This is a genomic window from Luteipulveratus halotolerans (assembly GCF_001247745.1).
Taxonomy (GTDB): domain Bacteria; phylum Actinomycetota; class Actinomycetes; order Actinomycetales; family Dermatophilaceae; genus Luteipulveratus; species Luteipulveratus halotolerans.
Genome location: NZ_LAIR01000002.1, coordinates 3,856,891 through 3,874,762, shown reverse-complemented (window position 1 = coordinate 3,874,762; position 17,872 = coordinate 3,856,891). Strand labels below are relative to the sequence as shown.

Annotated in this window: 16 protein-coding genes and 2 tRNA genes; 13 read left to right on the top strand and 5 right to left on the bottom strand. The window is 72.2% G+C overall.

Annotated elements, in window-relative coordinates; genetic code table 11:
- Window position 1 precedes the first annotated feature (1 nt).
- The 3 genes from VV01_RS19515 to VV01_RS19505 all read left to right on the top strand — a co-directional run bounded on the left by VV01_RS19515 (window position 2) and on the right by VV01_RS19505 (window position 3,327).
- Window positions 2-1,093, top strand: coding sequence for a 4Fe-4S dicluster domain-containing protein (locus VV01_RS19515; RefSeq protein ID WP_050671351.1), 1,092 nt, complete (start codon window positions 2-4; stop codon window positions 1,091-1,093).
- Window positions 1,093-2,202 (top strand): NrfD/PsrC family molybdoenzyme membrane anchor subunit, encoded by a 1,110-nt coding sequence (gene nrfD / locus VV01_RS19510; RefSeq protein ID WP_050671350.1) that lies wholly within the window; start codon window positions 1,093-1,095, stop codon window positions 2,200-2,202. Before VV01_RS19515 ends, nrfD begins: the two co-directional genes overlap by 1 nt.
- Window positions 2,203-2,442: 240 nt before the next feature.
- Entirely contained in the window at window positions 2,443-3,327 is an 885-nt protein-coding gene (locus tag VV01_RS19505; protein WP_050672041.1) for a GNAT family N-acetyltransferase, read from the top strand.
- Between the two features lie 219 nt (window positions 3,328-3,546).
- Here VV01_RS19505 and selD read toward each other — a convergent pair whose 3' ends face one another.
- Window positions 3,547-4,536 carry a selenide, water dikinase SelD gene (gene selD / locus VV01_RS19500; RefSeq protein WP_050671349.1) on the bottom strand — a complete coding sequence of 330 codons (990 nt, stop codon included), beginning with the start codon at window positions 4,534-4,536 and terminating at the stop codon, window positions 3,547-3,549.
- Between the two features lie 104 nt (window positions 4,537-4,640).
- On the opposite strand from selD, the gene VV01_RS19495 reads away from it, so the two are divergent.
- The 4 genes from VV01_RS19495 (at window position 4,641) to selB (ending at window position 8,299) form a co-directional block, all read left to right on the top strand.
- Window positions 4,641-5,039 carry a hypothetical protein gene (locus VV01_RS19495; RefSeq protein ID WP_050671348.1) on the top strand — a complete coding sequence of 133 codons (399 nt, stop codon included), beginning with the start codon at window positions 4,641-4,643 and terminating at the stop codon, window positions 5,037-5,039.
- 44 nt (window positions 5,040-5,083) lie between these two features.
- Window positions 5,084-5,179, top strand: a tRNA-Sec gene (locus VV01_RS19490).
- Window positions 5,180-5,210: 31 nt separating this feature from the next.
- Window positions 5,211-6,512 (top strand): L-seryl-tRNA(Sec) selenium transferase, encoded by a 1,302-nt coding sequence (gene selA, locus VV01_RS19485; protein WP_050671347.1) that lies wholly within the window; start codon window positions 5,211-5,213, stop codon window positions 6,510-6,512.
- Window positions 6,509-8,299 (top strand): selenocysteine-specific translation elongation factor, encoded by a 1,791-nt coding sequence (gene selB / locus VV01_RS19480; protein ID WP_050671346.1) that lies wholly within the window; start codon window positions 6,509-6,511, stop codon window positions 8,297-8,299. Before selA ends, selB begins: the two co-directional genes overlap by 4 nt.
- 284 nt (window positions 8,300-8,583) lie before the next feature.
- On the opposite strand, the gene VV01_RS19475 is transcribed toward selB, so the two are convergent.
- The 4 genes from VV01_RS19475 to VV01_RS19460 all read right to left on the bottom strand — a co-directional run bounded on the left by VV01_RS19475 (window position 8,584) and on the right by VV01_RS19460 (window position 10,496).
- Window positions 8,584-9,408, bottom strand: coding sequence for a DUF1206 domain-containing protein (locus VV01_RS19475; RefSeq protein WP_071606606.1), 825 nt, complete (start codon window positions 9,406-9,408; stop codon window positions 8,584-8,586).
- A gap of 81 nt (window positions 9,409-9,489) precedes the next feature.
- Window positions 9,490-9,873, bottom strand: coding sequence for a DUF4345 domain-containing protein (locus tag VV01_RS19470; protein WP_050672040.1), 384 nt, complete (start codon window positions 9,871-9,873; stop codon window positions 9,490-9,492).
- Window positions 9,874-9,970: 97 nt separating this feature from the next.
- Window positions 9,971-10,330: a VOC family protein gene (locus tag VV01_RS19465; protein ID WP_050671344.1), complete on the bottom strand. Its 360-nt coding sequence runs from the start codon at window positions 10,328-10,330 to the stop codon at window positions 9,971-9,973.
- 83 nt (window positions 10,331-10,413) lie between these two features.
- Window positions 10,414-10,496: transfer RNA gene (locus tag VV01_RS19460), tRNA-Leu, on the bottom strand.
- 292 nt (window positions 10,497-10,788) lie between these two features.
- On the opposite strand from VV01_RS19460, the gene VV01_RS19455 reads away from it, so the two are divergent.
- The 6 genes from VV01_RS19455 to VV01_RS19430 are packed head-to-tail and all read left to right on the top strand — an operon-like array spanning window position 10,789 to window position 17,853.
- Entirely contained in the window at window positions 10,789-11,787 is a 999-nt protein-coding gene (locus VV01_RS19455; RefSeq protein ID WP_050671343.1) for an FhaA domain-containing protein, read from the top strand.
- Complete coding sequence (locus tag VV01_RS19450) at window positions 11,784-12,257, top strand: FHA domain-containing protein FhaB/FipA (RefSeq protein WP_050671342.1); 474 nt, start codon at window positions 11,784-11,786, stop codon at window positions 12,255-12,257. The genes VV01_RS19455 and VV01_RS19450 overlap by 4 nt, the downstream gene beginning before the upstream one ends.
- A 7-nt stretch (window positions 12,258-12,264) precedes the next feature.
- A complete protein-coding gene (locus VV01_RS19445) occupies window positions 12,265-13,563 on the top strand; it encodes a PP2C family protein-serine/threonine phosphatase (protein ID WP_050671341.1) in 1,299 nt (432 codons plus the stop codon).
- On the top strand, window positions 13,560-14,930 hold the full coding sequence (locus VV01_RS19440) for an FtsW/RodA/SpoVE family cell cycle protein (protein WP_050672039.1): 1,371 nt from the start codon (window positions 13,560-13,562) through the stop codon (window positions 14,928-14,930). The genes VV01_RS19445 and VV01_RS19440 overlap by 4 nt, the downstream gene beginning before the upstream one ends.
- Window positions 14,927-16,384: a peptidoglycan D,D-transpeptidase FtsI family protein gene (locus VV01_RS19435; protein ID WP_050671340.1), complete on the top strand. Its 1,458-nt coding sequence runs from the start codon at window positions 14,927-14,929 to the stop codon at window positions 16,382-16,384. Before VV01_RS19440 ends, VV01_RS19435 begins: the two co-directional genes overlap by 4 nt.
- The gene (locus tag VV01_RS19430; RefSeq protein WP_157508962.1) at window positions 16,381-17,853 is read left to right on the top strand and encodes a protein kinase domain-containing protein; all 1,473 of its coding nucleotides are present in this window, start codon (window positions 16,381-16,383) and stop codon (window positions 17,851-17,853) included. Before VV01_RS19435 ends, VV01_RS19430 begins: the two co-directional genes overlap by 4 nt.
- The last annotated feature ends 19 nt before the right edge of the window (window positions 17,854-17,872 follow it).

Here is a 17,872-nt window from a genome sequence, read left to right as displayed (position 1 = left end):
CATGGGACATCTGTCCGGACCGTCGAACCCGAGCGCCGACGCCCACTGGCCGGCGTACGAGGCGCGCAAGGGGTTCTTCACCGACACCTCGATCTGCATCGGCTGCAAGGCGTGCGAGGTCGCGTGCAAGGAGTGGAACAAGAACCCGCGCGACGGCGACCTCGACCTGACCGGCATGTCGTACGACAACACGGTCGCGCTGGGTGCGAGCACCTGGCGGCACGTCGCGTTCATCGAGCAGGACCAGGCGCGCATCGAGACCGCTCGGGCATCAGGAAGAGCGTTGGTGGACCTCGGCATGCCGCAGGTACGCGAAACCGCTGGTCGAGCAGGCGAGCCCCCCAGGGCGAGCCGTATCGAGACCACCGCAACCGCGAGTGCCGAGTCTCCCTCTGTCGCACCGGGTTTCGACACGTCCTCGGCTAGCGCCTCGGACCGCTCAACCAGCGTGGTGATGGACACGCCGGAGTTCCGGTGGCTGATGGCCTCGGACGTGTGCAAGCACTGCACCCACGCGGGCTGCCTCGACGTGTGCCCGACCGGCGCGCTGTTCCGCACCGAGTTCGGCACGGTCGTCGTGCAGGACGACGTCTGCAACGGCTGCGGCACCTGCGTCGCGGGTTGCCCGTTCGGTGTCGTCGAGCGCCGCAGCGACGGCACGGCCGCACCGACCACCCGCCAGGGCGAGCGCAAGGGCGAGCAGCCCGACGTACCCAAGCGTGGTGTCGCTCAGAAGTGCACGCTCTGCTACGACCGACTGCTCGACGACGAGACACCCGCGTGTGCCAAGACCTGCCCGACGACGTCGATCAAGTTCGGCGACCACAACGATCTCGTTGCTGCTGCTCGTGATCGGGTCGCCGAGCTGCACGCGCAGGGCATGACCGAGGCGCGCCTCTACGGCGCCAACGAGCGCGACGGCGTCGGCGGCACCGGCTCGGTGTTCCTGCTGCTCGACGAGCCCGAGGTCTACGGCCTGCCGCCCGACCCGCGTGCCTGCACCGCCGACCTGCCCACGATGTACAAGCGCGCAGGTATGGCTGCGGCGGGCATGGTGGCCGCAGCAGCGCTGTCGTTCATAGGGATTCGTTGATGAGCACGTCCGAGTACGACTCGCTCCGCCCGCCCGAGCCGCCCCGGCGCAAGCGCCGCCCGGGTGGCCCCGGCCGTCGACGCCGCCCCGGTCGCCACGCCGGCGGCGACGGCAGCCGCGAGATGCTGATGGTGCCGGAGGCCGAGTTCACCTCGTACTACGGCAAACCCGTCGTCAAGCCGCCGCCGTGGGAGAAGGAGGTCGCTGCGTACCTCTTCCTCGGTGGCGTCGCCGGCGGCTCAGGTCTGCTCGGTGCAGGTGGCCAGCTGACCGGGCGACCGACGCTGGCGCGCAACGCCCGCTTGTCCGCCCTGGCCGCGGTGTCGCTCGGTGGCGCCGCGCTGGTCAAGGACCTCGGCCGGCCCGACCGCTTCTACAACATGCTGCGCACGTTCAAGGTGACCTCGCCGATGAGCGTCGGCTCCTGGATCCTGACCGCGTTCAGCGGTGGTGCGGGCATCGCGGCGGTGTCCGAGCTCGACCGACTCACCGGTTCGCGGGCGCCGCTCGGTCCGCTGCGCACCGTGCTGCGCGTCGCCGAGGGGCCGGCCGGGCTGGGAGCCGCGGTCTTCGCGGGGCCGCTGGCGGCGTACACCGCGGTGCTGCTCGCCGACACCGCCGTGCCGACCTGGAACCACACGCACCGCGACCTGCCGTTCGTGTTCGTCAGCTCGGCGAGCCTGGCGTCGGCGGGGCTGGCGATGGTCACGACGCCCGTCGCCGAGACCGGGCCGGCGCAGCGGATGGCCGCGCTCGGCGTCGTCGGTGACGTGGTCGCGACCCGGCTGATGGAGCGGCGCATGGACCCGGTCGCCGCCGAACCGCTGCACCACGGCCGACCCGGCGCGATGCTGCGCTGGTCGGAGCGGCTGGCCGTGCTCGGCGGGGTCGGAGCGGTGCTCGGCGGACGGTCGCGGGCCATGGCTGCTGCGTCGGGGGCGGCGCTGATGGCGGCGTCGGCGCTGACGCGGTTCGGGGTGTTCGAGGCGGGCATCGCCTCGGCCAAGGACCCGCGCTACACGATCGAGCCGCAGCGTCGCCGCCTCGAGGCCCGCCGCGCGGCCGGCATCACCGACGACTCGATCACCACCGGCCCGACCGCTGGTTGAGCCGAGTCGCTGGTTGAGCCGGTCGAGCCCCCAAGGGCGAGACCGTGTCGAAACCGCGGTGCGGCGCGGGGAGACTCTCCCTCGCGGTTGCCGTGGTTTCGACACGGTCTCGGCTAGCGCCTCGACCGGCTCAACCAGCGGGGGCGGCTCAACCAGCGGGGCGGCTCGACCGGCTCAACCAGCGGGGGGGGGGGCGATAACCGGGTGCGGTTGCGCGTCGACCGGAGTTACATCGAGGGCATGCCCATCACGCTGCACACACCCACGCCGGCCTCTTTGGCCGACGTCGTCGATGCCGTCGCGACCTGGCAGGTCGAGGGCGCGCCCGTCCAGCTGCACTCGGGCGACCTCGGCTGGGCATGGCGCTTCGGCGCGGACAAGCTCGCCGGCGAGCTGCGCGTCTGGCGGCGCGACGGCGAGGTCCTCGCGGCCGGCATGGTCGACCACGACGACGGCGTCATGCGCCTGGCGATCTCGCCCGCCGTCGACGCTGACGAGGAGTTCGCGGCGCAAGTGGTGGACGACCTGACCGACCCGGCCCGCGGCGTACTCCCCGAGGGCCGCGCGTCCGTCGAGGCCCGCGCCGGCACCGCCCTGCGAGCGCGGCTCGACAGCGAGGGCTGGACGGCCGACGAGCCGTGGACTCCGTTGCACCGCAGCCTGGCCACCCCCGTCGAGGACTGCGGGCTGCGCATCGCGTCGCTCGACGCCGATCATGCCGACGAGCAGGTCGTCCAGGACCGGGTCGCGGTGAACCTCGCGTCGTTCCCGACCTCGACGTTCACGGTCGAGCGCTGGCGCACGATGGCGGCCACACCGGCGTACCGCAGCGCGCGCTGCCTCGTCGCGTACGACGATGCCGACCACGCGGTCGCCATGACCACGGTGTGGTCGGCCGGGCGCGGACGGCCCGGCCTGATCGAACCGCTCGGCGCCCACCGCGACTTCCGCGGCCACGGGCACGGTCGCGCCATCACGATCGCCGCGGCCGCCGCGCTGCGGGAGATGGGTGCCTCCAGCGCCACGGTCTGTACGCCGGCCGCCAACGTCGGCGGTGTCGCGGCGTACGTGTCGGCCGGGTTCACCCGCCAGCCCGACTCGACCGACTTCCGCCGACCGGCCTGACCTGCCTGCCGCGGTCGACAGAGTCGGTCGCGGGCTCGATGGGGGTCCTCCGGAGAAGCGCACCATGGTTGCGCGTTTCCGCAACGTGGTTGCGCATCGTGGGGAGCGTCTCCCGCTCGGTCACGGGGTTTCGACACGGTCCTCGGCTAGCGCCTCGAACCGGCTCAACCAGCGGGTTGGGCGCCCGCGCTCGCCTCCTCGACCAGCGGGTGGCCGAGGTCAGTGGATCTGGATGCCGGAGCCTTCGACCGTGTGGCCGATCACGGGGTGACCGGGCAGCTCGCCGACGACCAGGAGCCCGCCCGAGGTCTGCGCGTCGGCCAGCAGCAGCAGGTCGTCCTCGGTGACGTCGTCCGCCGTACGCAGGTGCGGGCGTACCCAGTCGAGGTTGCGCTGCGTGCCGCCGGACACAAAACCTCCGGCGAGCGCGTCGAGCGCACCCTCGACCACGGGCACCGCCGACCGGTCGATCACAGCACCGACGCCCGACGCGCGGCACATCTTGTGCAGGTGACCGAGCAGCCCGAACCCGGTCACATCAGTCGCAGCACGGACGCCGGCTGCGAGCGCCGCCTCGGACGCGGCGCGGTTGAGCGTGGTCATCAACTCGACGGCCTGCGGGAAGACGGCGCCCGTGCTCTTGTGCCGGTTGTTGAGCAGACCGACGCCGATCGGCTTGGTGAGCGTGATGGGCAGCCCCGGCAGGGCCGCGTCGTTGCGTAGCAACCGGTCGGGTGCGGCGATGCCGGTGACGGCCATGCCGTACTTCGGCTCGGGGTCGTCGACGGTGTGGCCGCCGATCACAGGACAGCCCGCCTCACCCGCGACCGCGAGGCCGCCGCGCAGCACCTCGGTCATCAGCTCCATCGGCAGCACACCGCGCGGCCAGCCCATCAGGTTGATCGCGACGACCGGCCGGCCGCCCATCGCGTAGACGTCGGAGAGCGCGTTGGCCGCGGCGATGCGGCCCCAGTCGTAGGCGTCGTCGACGACCGGCGTGAAGAAGTCGGCGGTCGACAGCACGGCCAGGTCGCCCACGCGCACGGCCGCTGCGTCGTCGCCGTCGTCGAGGCCGACCAGGATGTCGTCGCCGACCTGACCGGTCAGGCCCGCGACCGCGTCCTCGAGCTCGCCCGGCGGGATCTTGCAGGCGCACCCGCCACCGTGCGCGTACGACGTCAGCCGGCCCAGCTCGCTCGTCACCGTCATGGGCCCACGCTAGACACGAGCCGCCGCACCGGCGTACACCCGTGTCGAGAAACGAGACCCGGCTCCGACGTACCCATGACACCGCCACCGCGAAGGAGCACGGCGTGAGCACCTGGTGGGCGCAGAAGCTGATCGTCGAGTACGAGCAGGCCCGCGGCGTGCGCGGCGCCGGAGCCCGGCCTGACGGCACGTTCAGCGGTGGCGCGAGCAAGCGCGTCGGCGCCCCGGTCGCCGAGCTGTTCCGTGCGGTCACCGAGGCGAGCGAGCGCGAGCGCTGGCTGCCGGGCGTACAGCTCACCGAACGCACGGCCACCGCGGGCAGGTCGGCCCGGTACGACGTGTCGGACGGCTCACGGATCGCGTTCACGATGCGGGCCCTCGGCGACGACCGCGCGGAGATCGCGGCCGAGCACGAGCGGCTGCCCGACGCCGAGGCCGCCGCACACGCGTGTCAGGCGTGGAAGGACCGCCTCGCCACGCTCAAGGCCGTGGTCGAGAGCTGAACCTCACCTCGTCGTCCACCACGCCGCCCGTTAGTTTGGGTCGCGGAGGCGTCAGGGTTCCTGGTGGGCCCCCCGGTCTTCAACACCGGTGAGGCCGAGTATCTCGGCCTGGCGGGTTCGATTCCCGTCCGCCTCCGCCAGCTCTTCCCCGTACGCCGCCGAGGAGGTCCCGTGACCGAGGTCGACCCACGGCGGCTCATCCCGCGCACCGACCAGCTGCTCGCGCACGACGAGGTGCAAGCAGCGCGACAACGCTTGGGCGACAACGCCGTTCGCCAGATGGTGCGCGAGGTCCAGGAGCGGGCCCGCCTGGGCGAGCTGCCGCCGCACGAGGTCGAACCGGTCGTGCTCGCGGCGGTGAGCGCGCGGCGTACGACGTCGCTGCGGCCCGTCCTCAACGCCACCGGTGTCGTCGTCCACACCAACCTCGGCCGAGCTCCGTTGTCGGATGCGGCGGTCGAGGCGCTGGTCGCGGCGGCGGGCTACGTCGACGTCGAGCTCGACCTCGCCACCGGCACGCGGTCGAAGCGCGGCGTGGCTGCGCGCGCAGCGGTGCTCGCCGCCTGCCCGGCGGCCGAGGACGCCCTGGTCGTCAACAACGGCGCGGCGGCGCTGGTGCTCGCGACGACCGCGTACGCCGCGGGCCGCGAGGTCGTCGTCAGCCGCGGTGAGCTGATCGAGATCGGCGCGGGGTTCAGGCTGCCCGACCTGATCGCGTCGACGGGCGCGCGGCTGCGTGAGGTCGGCGCCACCAACCGCACCCACGTGCGCGACTACGCCGACGCGCTCGGCCCCGACACCGGCTGCATCCTCAAGGTGCACCCCAGCAACTTCCGGGTCGAGGGGTTCACGGCCGAGGCGACGATCGCGCAGCTGCGACCGCTGGCCGACGAGGCCCAGGTGCCGCTGATCGCCGACCTCGGCAGCGGCCTGCTCGCGCCCGACCCGCTGCTGCCCGACGAACCCGACGCCGCGAGCGCGCTCGCCGCCGGTGCCGACCTGGTGATCGCGAGTGGTGACAAGCTGCTCGGCGGCCCGCAGGCCGGGCTCGCGATCGGCCGGGCGGACGTCGTCCAGCAGCTCGCCAAGCACCCGCTCGCGCGTGCCGTGCGCGCGGACAAGCTGGCCCTGGCCGCGCTCGAGGCGACGCTCACGGCCGGGCCGCCACCCGTCGTACGCGCCCTGCACGCCTCCAGCGCGTCGCTGCGTGAGCGCACCGCGCGCCTTGCCAGCGCGCTCGACGCACCCCTCGTCGAGCACGACGGGCGGGTCGGCGGAGGCGGGGCACCCGGCGTACCCCTGCACGGCTGGGCCGTCCGACTGCCGGCGTCACTGGCCGCGCCCCTGCGGCTGGGCGATCCCGCGGTCGTCGCCCGTACGCACGACGGTGCCTGCCTGGTCGACCTGCGCTGCGTGCCCGAGGCCGACGACGAGCGCGTGCTCGCGGCGGTCCGCGCGGCTCTCGACGTATGACCTCGTACGTCGTCGCCACCGCCGGCCACGTCGACCACGGCAAGAGCACGCTGGTGCGCGCGCTCACGGGGATGGAGCCCGATCGCTGGGAGGAGGAACGCCGACGCGGCCTGACCATCGACCTCGGCTTCGCGTGGACGACGCTGCCGTCAGGGCGGGACGTGGCGTTCGTCGACGTGCCGGGGCACGAGCGGTTCCTCGGCAACATGCTCGCGGGCCTCGGGCCGGCGCCGGTCGTGCTGTTCGTGGTCGCTGCTGACGAGGGCTGGCAGGCGCAGTCGAGCGACCACCGAGACGCGGTGGCCGCGCTCGGCATCGAGCACGGGCTGGTCGTCATCACGCGCGCCGACCGGGTCGCCGACGATGGCGCGAGCGCGCTGGCGCAGGCTCGGGTCGAGCTCGCCGAGACCGGTCTGCGCGACGCGGCGGCGGTCGTCGTGTCGGCGGTCGCCGGTGCCGGTCTGGACGACCTGCGGTCAGCGCTCGACCGCGTACTCGCTTCTCTCCCCACGGTTTCCGCGACCGGTCGCGTCCGACTCTGGGTCGACCGCGCGTTCACGATCACGGGCAGCGGCACGGTCCTCACCGGCACCCTGACCGGCGGCACGCTCGCGGTGGGCGAGCGGCTCGACGTGCTCGGTGCGGACGGCCCGACGCCGCTCACGGTGCGCGGTCTGCAGAGCCGCGGCTCGGCGTACCCGTCGCTCGGCCCGACCAGCCGCGTCGGTCTCAACGTGCGGGGCGTGGCGGCCGATGACGTGCACCGCGGTGACGCGCTCGTCACGCCCGACGCCTGGCCGGTGACGCTGGTGGTCGACGTACGCAGGGTGGCTGGGTTCACGTGGAACGACGCGCCCGAGCACTTGACGGTGCACGTCGGGACGGCGGCCGTTCCGGCGCGGCTGCGACCGTTCGGCGACGACCACGGGCGGCTGACGCTCGACCGGGCGCTGCCGCTCGTGCTCGGCGACCGCCTGGTGCTGATGGACCCGGGCCGCCGCGCCGTCGTCGGGGGAGCGCTGGTGCTCGACGCCGACCCGCCCGCGCTGACCCGCCGGGGTGACGGCGTACGCCGGACGACCGCGCTGGCCGACCTGCGACCCGAGGGCGACGTGCTCGCCGAGGTCGCGCGGCGCGGCGTGGTCGAGGTGACGACGCTGAGCCGGCTCGGACTCGCGACCGACGTCTGCCCGGCGGACGTCATCGCCGTCGACGGCTGGTGGGCGCACCGACCGGCGTACGACGCCTGGGCCGCCCGGCTGCACACCGCGCTCGACCGCCTGCACACCGACGACCCGCTCGCGCCCGGCCTGTCCCGCGGTGCCGTACGCGACCTGCTGGGTCTCCCGTCCGACGCGTTCGTCGATGCCCTGGTGCGCGACGGAGGACTGGAGCAGGAGGGCGGTCACGTCCGGCTGCCGGGACGGGCCGGCGGGCTGGGCGCGGCGTCGTCGGCCGTCGCAGCGGTGGAGTCGCGGCTGCGCGACGAGCCGTTCGCGGCGCCCGAGGCCGACGACCTGACGTCGCTCGGACTGGGTGCGCGCGAGCTGGCAGCGGCCGAACGCCTCGGACGTCTGCTGCGCCTGGACGGCGGGGTCGTGCTGCTGCCGAACGCGCCCGCCCTGGCGATGCGGACGCTCGCCACGCTGCCGCAGCCGTTCACCACCAGCGGCGCCCGGCAGGCGCTCGGCACGACCCGTCGGGTGGTGATCCCGCTGCTGGAGCACCTCGACGGCCGCGGCTGGACCCGTCGCATCGACGCCGGCCACCGCGAGATCGTGCGCTGATCGGGCGGGCGCTGCTGTGCGCGCGGCGCTCCGGTTGGACTCGGCGTGCTCGGCGGAGGCGCGCGTCAGGGTGGGGGCCGCCGAGCGGTGTGCACTGGTTCGCGACATGAACCACGCGCGCGGTTGGCTCACCACCCGAACCAGTGCACAGCATCCGGCCACCCCTGCCTCGACCAGCAGCAAGGCGCCGCAGCCGGCCAGGCGCCGCGCGTCAGATCCAGCTCGGCCGTTCCGCAGCGCAGAACCGGGGCTCTGGACCCCGGTTCTGCCCAGCGCTCGACGAGTCAGAGGTCGGCGTACCGCGCGCGCACGACCGCGTAGACGCCGTACGCCGCGAGCCCGAGGGCGACGACGGTCAGGAGGTACGGGCCGAACGCCTGCTCGCGCAACGTGCGCAGCGCTCCGTCGAGACCGCTGGCCCTGCCCGGCTGCCGCTGAACACCCGCGACACCGACGAGGACGGCCACGAGCACGAGCACCGCCCCCTTGGCGACGTGACCGACGACGGCCAGCCACTCGACCGTCGTACCGGGGTGCTCGACGAGATCGTCGTGGAACGACCGGCGAATTCCCTTGGCGCAGTAGTAGATCCCGACGCCCGCGATCACCAGTGCAACCACGACGATGAGCGCGCGGCCACCGGTGTGCTCCATCAGCCGCCCGGTCAGCGTGGTGCTCTGCGAGCTGCTCGACCGGCCCGAGCCGCGCGCGAACGAGATCGCCCCGAACGCCAGCGCGACGTAGACCGCGGCCGTCGCCACCGACTTGCCGGAGGCGAGTGCCTCGTCCTTGGCGTCGCCGCGCCCACGCTGCGCGAACGCCTCGACCAGCTCGACCACCGCGAGCGCCAGGACGCCGACGGCCCCGACCCACAGCACGACCTTGCCGGCGGTGCTCTGGGCGAGCAGACCGAACGCCCCCGACTGGTCGGCGTCCTGCGGCGTGCTCGTCCACGCGACGCGCAGCGCGATGAAGGCGATGAGCAGGTGCAGCAGACCCGCCATCACGAAGCCGAGCCGGGCCACGTGCCCGAGCCACGGGCTGCGCACCGCCTGCTGCGCCGCGTCGGCCGCGCCGCTCGCGGCAGCCTGTACACGTGCGTCCGTCATCGCCACCTCGCTCATCGATCACGCGGTCCGGCCGCGATCCGCAGGTGAGCATAAGGCGCGGCGGGGACGCCCGCGCGCGACTCAGCCGGTCGGCGTACGAGCGGGGTCGCGTCGCGCGAGCACCTCGACCACGACCGGGGCCGCGAGCTCGATCGCGAGCAGTGCGTCGTGGAAGCGGTGCGGTCGCCCGAGCGTGGCACGGGTGGCCAGCCGGCCGACACCGCCCAGGGCCATCAGGCCGGCGAGCACACGCATGCGACCCAGGTCGGGCTCAGGGCCGGACGCGGCGTCGAGCCAGCCCAGGCCGTAGCCCGCGAACACCGGCCCCATGAATCGCACGTGCGAGTCGACGGTGGCGTCGGCGCCCATCCCGGGCTCGGCACGTGTGCCCCCGAGCAGCTGCACACCTCCGATCGCCGCACACGTCCAGCCGGTCAGGCGTCCCAGGTTCCTCAGAGCTGACATGCCCTCCACACTGGCACCGCGACCGGTGAGCGGGCATCACTCGTACGAGCGAGGTCGACGCGACCGCTCGCAGCCGCCTCGTACGAGCGACGCCGCCTCAGCGGTGGGCGACGACCTTGACGACGTTGCCGTCATGGTCGCGGAAGAAGAACCGGTGGACACCCCACGGCTCGTCCGTGAGCGGGTGCACGATCTCGAGCCCGGCCGCAACCGCCCGGTCGTGGACCTCGTCCACCTCGGCGGCCGTCGCCATGCCGATGCTGAGGGTCGGCCTGGAGTGCGCCGAGGCGTCCGTCGCCATCACCTGCAGCTGCACCGCGGGCGCGTCGGCCGGGCCGAGGTTGGCCACCCAGCCGAGGTCCATGCCCACCTCGAGGTCGAAGAGCCGTCGATAGGTCTCGCCGGCGCGAGCCACGTCAGCGACCGGCAGATCAGGAACGATGCGCGTGACACCCATGGACCCAACGTACGAGCGGCCGGACTCTCCGCACCACGCGAAAGGCCCCGGTCATCGGCCGGGGCCTTTCGTCGTACATCGCGTGCGCGAGGGGGGATTTGAACCCCCACGCCCTTTCGGACACTGGCACCTGAAGCCAGCGCGTCTGCCGTTCCGCCACTCGCGCGAGTGCCGCCCTAGTCTGCACTGTCAGGCGCTCGAACACCAAACCGAGACCGTACAACGACGCGATCGCGGCCTGAGATGTGCGCCGAGCGGGCGGTTCTCAGATCGTCCGACCAGCGGGCGACGAACACGCGGAACCTCAGGCGTCCCACCGTCATCGGAGACCGCGGACAGGATGGGTCGATGCGCCTCACGGCTCAGGGCCAGGAGCGGCAAGTACCATCCAGTGACTGACCAGCAGGCCGGCCGCCGCGCCAGCCTGCCCGCGCACGGATCCGCGAAGGAGGGACCTGATGGGACTGTTCGACAAGCTCGAGCGCAAGCTGGAGCAGACCGTCAACGGCGCCTTCGCCAAGGCGTTCCGCGCCGAGGTGCAGCCGGTCGAGATCGCGAGCGCGATGCGCCGTGCCATGGACGACCGCGCGTCCAGCATCGGCAAGAACCAGCGCCCGATCGTGCCCAACGTGTTCTCCGTCGAGCTCAGCGACACCGACTTCGGCCGGCTCACCGCCTATCGCGACGAGCTGTCCGACGAGCTCGTCGCCTCGGCGCTCGAGCACGCCGAGACCCAGCGCTACACCCCGGGCGGGCCGGTCGCGGTCACCTTCCGACGCAGCGAGAGCCTCGAGACGGGCGTGTTCCGCATCCGCCCGTCCACGGCCAAGAACGTCGAGGGGCTCCAGGACGACGACGGCCTCGACGACCCCGCCCGCGACCCCGACCTGCGCTCGCCGCTGGAGTCCGGCACCGCCCTCCCGCTGCCGGGCGCCGAGCGCCCGCAGCAGTACGACCAGCAGCCGTACGACGACCGCGCACCGTACGACGACCGCGCCGCGGCCGCATCGAGCTACTCCACCGAGCAGGCGCCGCAGTACGACACCCAGCAGCCCTCGTACGACGTCCCGCAGCCGACCCACGACAACCGGTTGCCGCAGTACGACCAGCCGCACTACGAGCAGCCCGCTCCGCCGCCTCCGCCGCGCAAGCGACCGCAGGACCGGCCGTGGCTGGACATCGACGGCGAGCGCTACCCGATCATGTCGGCGATGACGATCATCGGACGCGACGACGACGCCGACGTCATCCTCGACGACCCCGGGATCTCCCGGCACCACAGCGAGATCCGCGTGACGCACGACGGCCCGCACCTCGTCGTCACCCTCAAGGACCTGGGCTCGACCAACGGCACCTTCGTCAACGGCGACCCGATCAGCAGCGCCCGTCTCCTCGACGGCGACCGCATCACCGTCGGCCGTACGGCCATGACCATTCACATAGGGGGACGCCGGTGAGCGAGCTCACCGTCACTGCGGTTCGACTCGGACTGCTGGCGCTGCTCTGGGCCTTCGTGTTCAGCATCGTCGGCGTCCTCCGCGGTGATCTCTACGGCACCCGCGTCGTCGCGCGTCGCGGCGGCGGTGCTGCACCGACCCGGCAGGAGGAGCGCCGCCAGCCGCGCGCCATCCGCAAGGGCCCGACACACCTGGCCGTCACCGAGGGCTCGCTGCGCGGCACGACCCTGCCGCTGACCGACGCCGGCGTCCTGATCGGACGCAATCCGGAGTGCGCACTGGTTCTGTCGGACGACTTCGCCTCAGGACGGCACGCGCGCATCTATCGTCGCGACGACGGCTGGTACGTCGACGACCTCGGCTCCACCAACGGCACGTTCGCCGGCAACCAGCGCGTCGCCCAAGGTTTCAAGCTCGACGTGGGTTCTCGCCTGCGCATCGGGCAGACCGTGCTTGAGCTGAGGAAGTAGACGACGCATGCCGATCGCGCTGCACTACGCGGCCCGCACCGACCTCGGACTGGGGTCCAAGAGCCGCAACGAGGACTCCGGGTACGCCGGTCCTGACCTGCTGATCCTCGCCGACGGCATGGGCGGGCACGCCGCCGGTGACGTCGCCAGCTCCACCGTCGTCGGCGAGCTCGTCGACCTCGACGGCGAAAACCTCGGTGCGGACGACGCACTGCTCCAGCTGGGCGAGGCCGTGCGCCGCGCCAACGACCGGCTGCGCGACGAGATGGACGCCTCCGAAGACCTGGAGGGCATGGGCACCACGCTCATCGCCATGCTGCGCAGCGGCACCAAGCTGGCGCTGGCCAACATCGGTGACTCGCGCGCGTTCATGATGCGTGGCGGCACGTTCAGCCAGATCACCAAGGACCACTCCTTCGTGCAGGCCCTGCTCGACGAGGGCCGCATCACCCCGGAGGAGGCCGAGCACCACCCGCAGCGCTCGCTCGTCACCCGCGTGCTCACGGGGCGCGACGACGACATCCCCGACCTGTCGCTGCGCGAGGCACAGATCGGCGACCGCTACCTCCTGTGCTCCGACGGCCTGTCCGACTACGTCGCGGGCGCCACGATCGAGGACATCATGCGTCACGGCGGCACCCCCGCCGAGACCGCCGACCGGCTGATCGCGATCGCGCTGCGTGCGAGCACCCGTGACAACGTCACCGTGGTCGTCGCCGACGTCGTCGACCAGGCCGAGCCGGTCCACAACCAGCCGCAGGTCGTCGGTGCCGCCGCCGCCCGCCACACGGCCGGCGACCACGCGGTCGAGCCGGCCGCCGCGCCTCAGACCCCCGCCGAGAAGGCCGCCGCGCTCAGCCGCGAGGCCAACACACCGGCGTACGACCAGCAGCCGCCGCACGGCAGCGGTCCGGCCGGCCCGCAGCTCGCCGAGGAGGGCCCGCGCAAGCCGCGGGCCGCCTGGTTGCGGTGGGGCGCCCTCGGCGGCGTCATCGCACTCGCCCTGCTGGTGGCCGCGTTCGTCGGCTACCGCTGGAGCCAGCAGCAGTTCTACGTCGGTGAGCAGGGCGGCCTCGTCACGATCTACCAGGGTGTGCCGCAGGACCTCGGCCCGATCTCGCTGCACTCCGTCGACAGCAAGACCGACATCGCCGTCTCCGACCTGCCGTCGTTCTACCGCGACCGTGTCGACGGCACGATCAGCGCGAGCGACCGCAACCAGGCGATCGGCATCGTCGAGGACCTGCGCGTCGAGATGGTGAAGTGCCAGATCGGCGCCGCGGACGGGAGCGCCTGCACCCCGTGAGCACCGTCACCACCCATGCCACCAAGACCCGCCGCAACACCGAGCTGGTCCTCCTGGCGTTCGCCATCGGCATCGTGCTGCTGGCCTACGCCAACGTCGGCATGGCCGTCGACGACACCGTCCCCGCCGACCTCGGCACGCTCGGCATCGGCGTCGGTGTGCTCGCGCTCGTCTTCCACCTGGTGCTGCGGTGGCGCGCGGCGTACGCCGACCCGCTCCTCCTGCCCATCGCGACCCTGCTCAACGGCCTCGGCCTGGTGATGATCCATCGCCTCGACCTCGCCGACGGCAAGTCGATCGGCGAGGGCTCGGCCCTCAAGCAGCTCATGTGGAGCGGCCTCGCCTGCGTCGTCGCCATGGCGCTGCTCGTCGCGATCAAGGACCACCGGCGGCTGTCGCGCTACACCTTCACCCTCGGCCTCGCCGGTCTGTTCCTCCTGCTGCTGCCGCTCGTCCCGGTGATCGGCAAGAACATCAACGGCTCACGCATCTGGATCGGGTTCGGCCCGTTCAGCCTGCAGCCCGGTGAGATCGCCAAGATCCTGCTGACGATCTGCTTCGCCTCCTACCTCGTGCAGACCCGCGACGCGCTGTCGCTGGTCGGCAAGCGCGTCCTGGGATTCCCGCTGCCCCGAGCACGCGACCTCGGCCCGATCATGATCGCCTGGCTCGCCTCGCTCGGCGTCCTGGTGTTCCAGAAGGACCTCGGCTCCTCGCTGCTGTTCTTCGGCCTGTTCGTCGCGATGCTCTACGTCGCCACCGAGCGCCGCGCCTGGATCGCCATCGGCCTCACGCTGTTCGTCGTCGGCGCCGTCGTGGCCTGGAAGCTCTTCGCCCACCTGCAGGAGCGCGTCACCCTGTGGCTCGATCCGTTCGCGCCCGGCCAGAGCGACCAGGTCGCCAAGGGCCTCATGGGCATGGCCGCCGGCGGGCTGTTCGGCACCGGCCTGGGCCAGGGCCACCCCGACGAGACCTACTACGCCAACTCCGACTTCATCATCACCAGCTTCGGTGAGGAGATCGGTCTGATCGGCGTGATGGCGATCCTCGTCCTGTACGCCCTCATGGTCGAGCGCGGCCTGCGTACGGGCATCGGCGCCCGCGACGGGTTCGGCAAGCTGCTCGCCACCGGCCTGGCGTTCTCGCTGGCCCTGCAGGTGTTCGTCGTCGTCGGCGGCGTCACCCGCGTCATCCCGCTCACGGGTCTGACCACGCCGTTCCTGTCGATGGGTGGTTCGTCACTGCTCGCCAACTGGGTGATCGTGGCCCTGCTGCTGCGCATCAGTGATCAGGCCAGACGCCCCGTCGTCGACGAACGCAGCAGCTCGGTCGGCCAGGACGAGACCCAGGTGGTGAAGACCCGATGAACACCCCGATCCGACGCATCGGCATCGTGGTCGCGGCGATGTTCTGCGCCCTGCTCATGTCGAGCACGTTCATCCAGTTCGTCCAGGCCAAGGACCTGCAGGAGCGGCCCAACAACCGCCGGACCCTGCTCGCGTCGTACAGCAAGGAACGCGGCTCGATCCTGGTCGGCGGTGACGCCGTCGCGGTCTCCAGCGAGACCGACGACCAGTACAAGTGGCAGCGCAAATATCCCAAGGCCAAGATGTACGCCCCGGTCACCGGCTACTACTCCTTCACCTACGGCAAGAACGGCGGCATCGAGCGCACCAACGACGACGAGCTGAGCGGCAGCTCGGACAGCCTGTTCTACCGGCGACTCGTCGACGTCGTCACCGGTCGTCCGCCGGCCGGTGCGTCGGTCGAGACCACGATCGACCCGGCCGTGCAGAAGGCCGCGTACGACGCCCTCGGCGACCAGCGCGGTGCCGTCGTGGCGCTCGACCCCAAGACCGGCGCGATCCTCGCGATGGTGAGCAAGCCGTCGTACGACCCCAACCTGCTCGCCAGCCACGACCTGCCCTCGGTCTCCAAGGCCTGGACCAAGCTCACCTCCGACGAGCGCAACCCGATGGTCAACCGGGCGATCGGCGGCGACCTCTACCCGCCGGGCTCGACGTTCAAGCTGATCACCGCGGCCGCCGCGCTCGAGTCGGGCAAGTACACCCCCGAGTCCGAGCTCGACGCCCCGGCCGAGCTCGACCTGCCGCAGACCACCGTCAACCTGCCCAACGTCACCGGCAAGGAGTGCGGCCCCGGCGGCAAGGACAACCTGGCTCACGCGCTGAAGATCAGCTGCAACACCGCGTTCGGCTCGCTCGGCATGCAGCTGGGCCAGGACGCGCTGCGCGAGCAGGCCGGCAAGTTCGGGTTCGGGCAGTCGATCCGCGTCCCGATGCGCGTGACGCCCAGCACCTTCCCCACCTCGCTCAACCAGCCCCAGCTCGCGCAGTCCGCGATCGGGCAGTTCGACGTCCGGGCGACGCCGATGCAGGTCGCGATGGTCAGCGCGACGATCGCCAACGGTGGGAAGGAGATGACGCCGTACCTCGTCAAGAACGTGCGCGACAGCGACCTCGACGTCATCGACTCGACCGACCCCAAGGAGCTCGGCAAGCCGATCTCCGGCGACACGGCCAGCAAGCTCACCGAGATGATGCAGGGTGTTGTCGACGGCGGCTCGGGCCGCAAGGCCAAGATCCCGGGGATGAAGGTCGCCGGCAAGACCGGTACAGCACAGACGGCGAAGGGCAAGGCCGCCGACGTATGGTTCACCGGGTTCGCGCCCGCTGACAACCCCCGCGTCGCCGTGGCCGTCGTCGTCGAGGACGGGGGAACCATGGCAGACGAGGCAAGCGGAGGCATCGTGGCAGCACCCATCGCCAAGAAGGTCATGGAGGCGGTGGTCTCCAAGTGAGCCAGCCCGCGAAGGACACCACCATGGGTGGGCGCTACAAGCTCACCGACCGGATCGCCGCCGGAGGCATGGGCGAGGTCTGGAAGGCCCGCGACGAGATCCTCGGCCGCACCGTCGCCCTCAAGGTGCTCAAGTCGGGCCTCACCGACGAGACCGGCTTCACCGAGCGGTTCCGCAACGAGGCCCGCCACTCGGCGGCGCTGACGCACGGCAACATCGCCCAGGTCTACGACTACGGCGAGGACGACGGCACCGCCTACCTCGTCATGGAGTTCGTGCCGGGACGCCCGCTGTCGAAGATCATCGAGCAGAACGCGCCGATGTCGCCGATCGACACCGTCGAGCTGCTGAGCCAGGCCGCCGCCGCCCTGCAGGCCGCCCACAAGAACGGCCTGATCCACCGCGACGTCAAGCCGGCCAACATCCTGATCGACCCCGAGGGCACCGCCAAGCTCACCGACTTCGGCATCGCCCGCGCCGTCGGGGCGGCCGCCATGACCAAGACCGGTGAGGTCATGGGCACCGCCCAGTACCTCGCGCCCGAGGCGGCCATCGGCCGGCCCTCGACCAACCTGTCCGACGTCTACGCGCTCGGTGTGGTCGCGTACGAGATGCTCGCCGGCCGCCGGCCGTTCGAGGCCGAGACCGCGGTCGCGCTCGCCCTGGCCCACGTCAACGAGCCGCCGCCGCCGCTGCCGCCGTTCGTCCCGCCGACGATCCGCGCGGTCGTCGCGGCGTCGCTGGAGAAGGACCCGTCGCGTCGTCCGCAGAGCGCGGCCGAGTTCGGGCGTGCGCTGCGCCAGGCGCTGCGTGACGCCGACCGCATGGGCATGCTGCGCCAGGGTCCGCCGCCGCGCGGTCCGCAGGGTCCGGGTGGTCCCGGTACGCACACGTCCGGCCCCCAGCAGACCGGCGCCTCGTCGGGTCCGCAGCGTCTCGGCCCGCCCTCGGGTCCGCACCGCACGGGTCCGCCGTCGGGTCCCAACCCGCAGACCGGTCGGTCCTCGGGTGGCAACCGTCAGGTCGGACCGCCGTCCGGCCCGCAGCACGTGGGTCCGCCGTCGGGCCCCAACCCGCAGACCGGCCGCTCCTCCGGTGGCAACCGTCAGGTCGGACCGCCGTCGGGGCCCAACCCGACGGGCGCCCGGCCGTTCACCGGCCAGGGCGCGTCCCACCCCAACACCGAGCAGGTCACGCGGTCACGCCTGAAGACCAAGCCCGAGTCCGTCGACGAGCAGCGTCGCCGTGAGATCGAGGGCGACCACTCCGGTCCGACCGGTCTGATGCGCAACAAGGGCGTGCTCATCGGCGCCGGCATCGGTGCGGTGCTGCTGATCGGCCTCATCATCCTGCTGCTCAACCTCGGAGGCGGCGACCCGGGCAACGACCCGACGTCGCCCCTGACCGGTCCTGGTGGAACTCCGCTGCAGACCGGCCCGTTCAAGACGCCGTTCACCCCGGTCGACTGAGCGGACTGACATGAAGGAG

What these genes read in the sequence shown, in the direction of transcription:
- VV01_RS19515 (WP_050671351.1), top strand. Translation starts at nt 2, where the DNA reads ATGGGACATCTGTCCGGACCGTCGAACCCGAGCGCCGACGCCCACTGG.
- selD (WP_050671349.1), bottom strand. Translation starts at nt 4,536, where the DNA reads ATGACGGTGACGAGCGAGCTGGGCCGGCTGACGTCGTACGCGCACGGT.
- VV01_RS19455 (WP_050671343.1), top strand. Translation starts at nt 10,789, where the DNA reads ATGGGACTGTTCGACAAGCTCGAGCGCAAGCTGGAGCAGACCGTCAAC.
- VV01_RS19470 (WP_050672040.1), bottom strand. Translation starts at nt 9,873, where the DNA reads ATGTCAGCTCTGAGGAACCTGGGACGCCTGACCGGCTGGACGTGTGCG.
- VV01_RS19475 (WP_071606606.1), bottom strand. Translation starts at nt 9,408, where the DNA reads ATGACGGACGCACGTGTACAGGCTGCCGCGAGCGGCGCGGCCGACGCG.
- VV01_RS19445 (WP_050671341.1), top strand. Translation starts at nt 12,265, where the DNA reads ATGCCGATCGCGCTGCACTACGCGGCCCGCACCGACCTCGGACTGGGG.
- VV01_RS19435 (WP_050671340.1), top strand. Translation starts at nt 14,927, where the DNA reads ATGAACACCCCGATCCGACGCATCGGCATCGTGGTCGCGGCGATGTTC.
- nrfD (WP_050671350.1), top strand. Translation starts at nt 1,093, where the DNA reads ATGAGCACGTCCGAGTACGACTCGCTCCGCCCGCCCGAGCCGCCCCGG.
- VV01_RS19505 (WP_050672041.1), top strand. Translation starts at nt 2,443, where the DNA reads ATGCCCATCACGCTGCACACACCCACGCCGGCCTCTTTGGCCGACGTC.
- VV01_RS19465 (WP_050671344.1), bottom strand. Translation starts at nt 10,330, where the DNA reads ATGGGTGTCACGCGCATCGTTCCTGATCTGCCGGTCGCTGACGTGGCT.
- selB (WP_050671346.1), top strand. Translation starts at nt 6,509, where the DNA reads ATGACCTCGTACGTCGTCGCCACCGCCGGCCACGTCGACCACGGCAAG.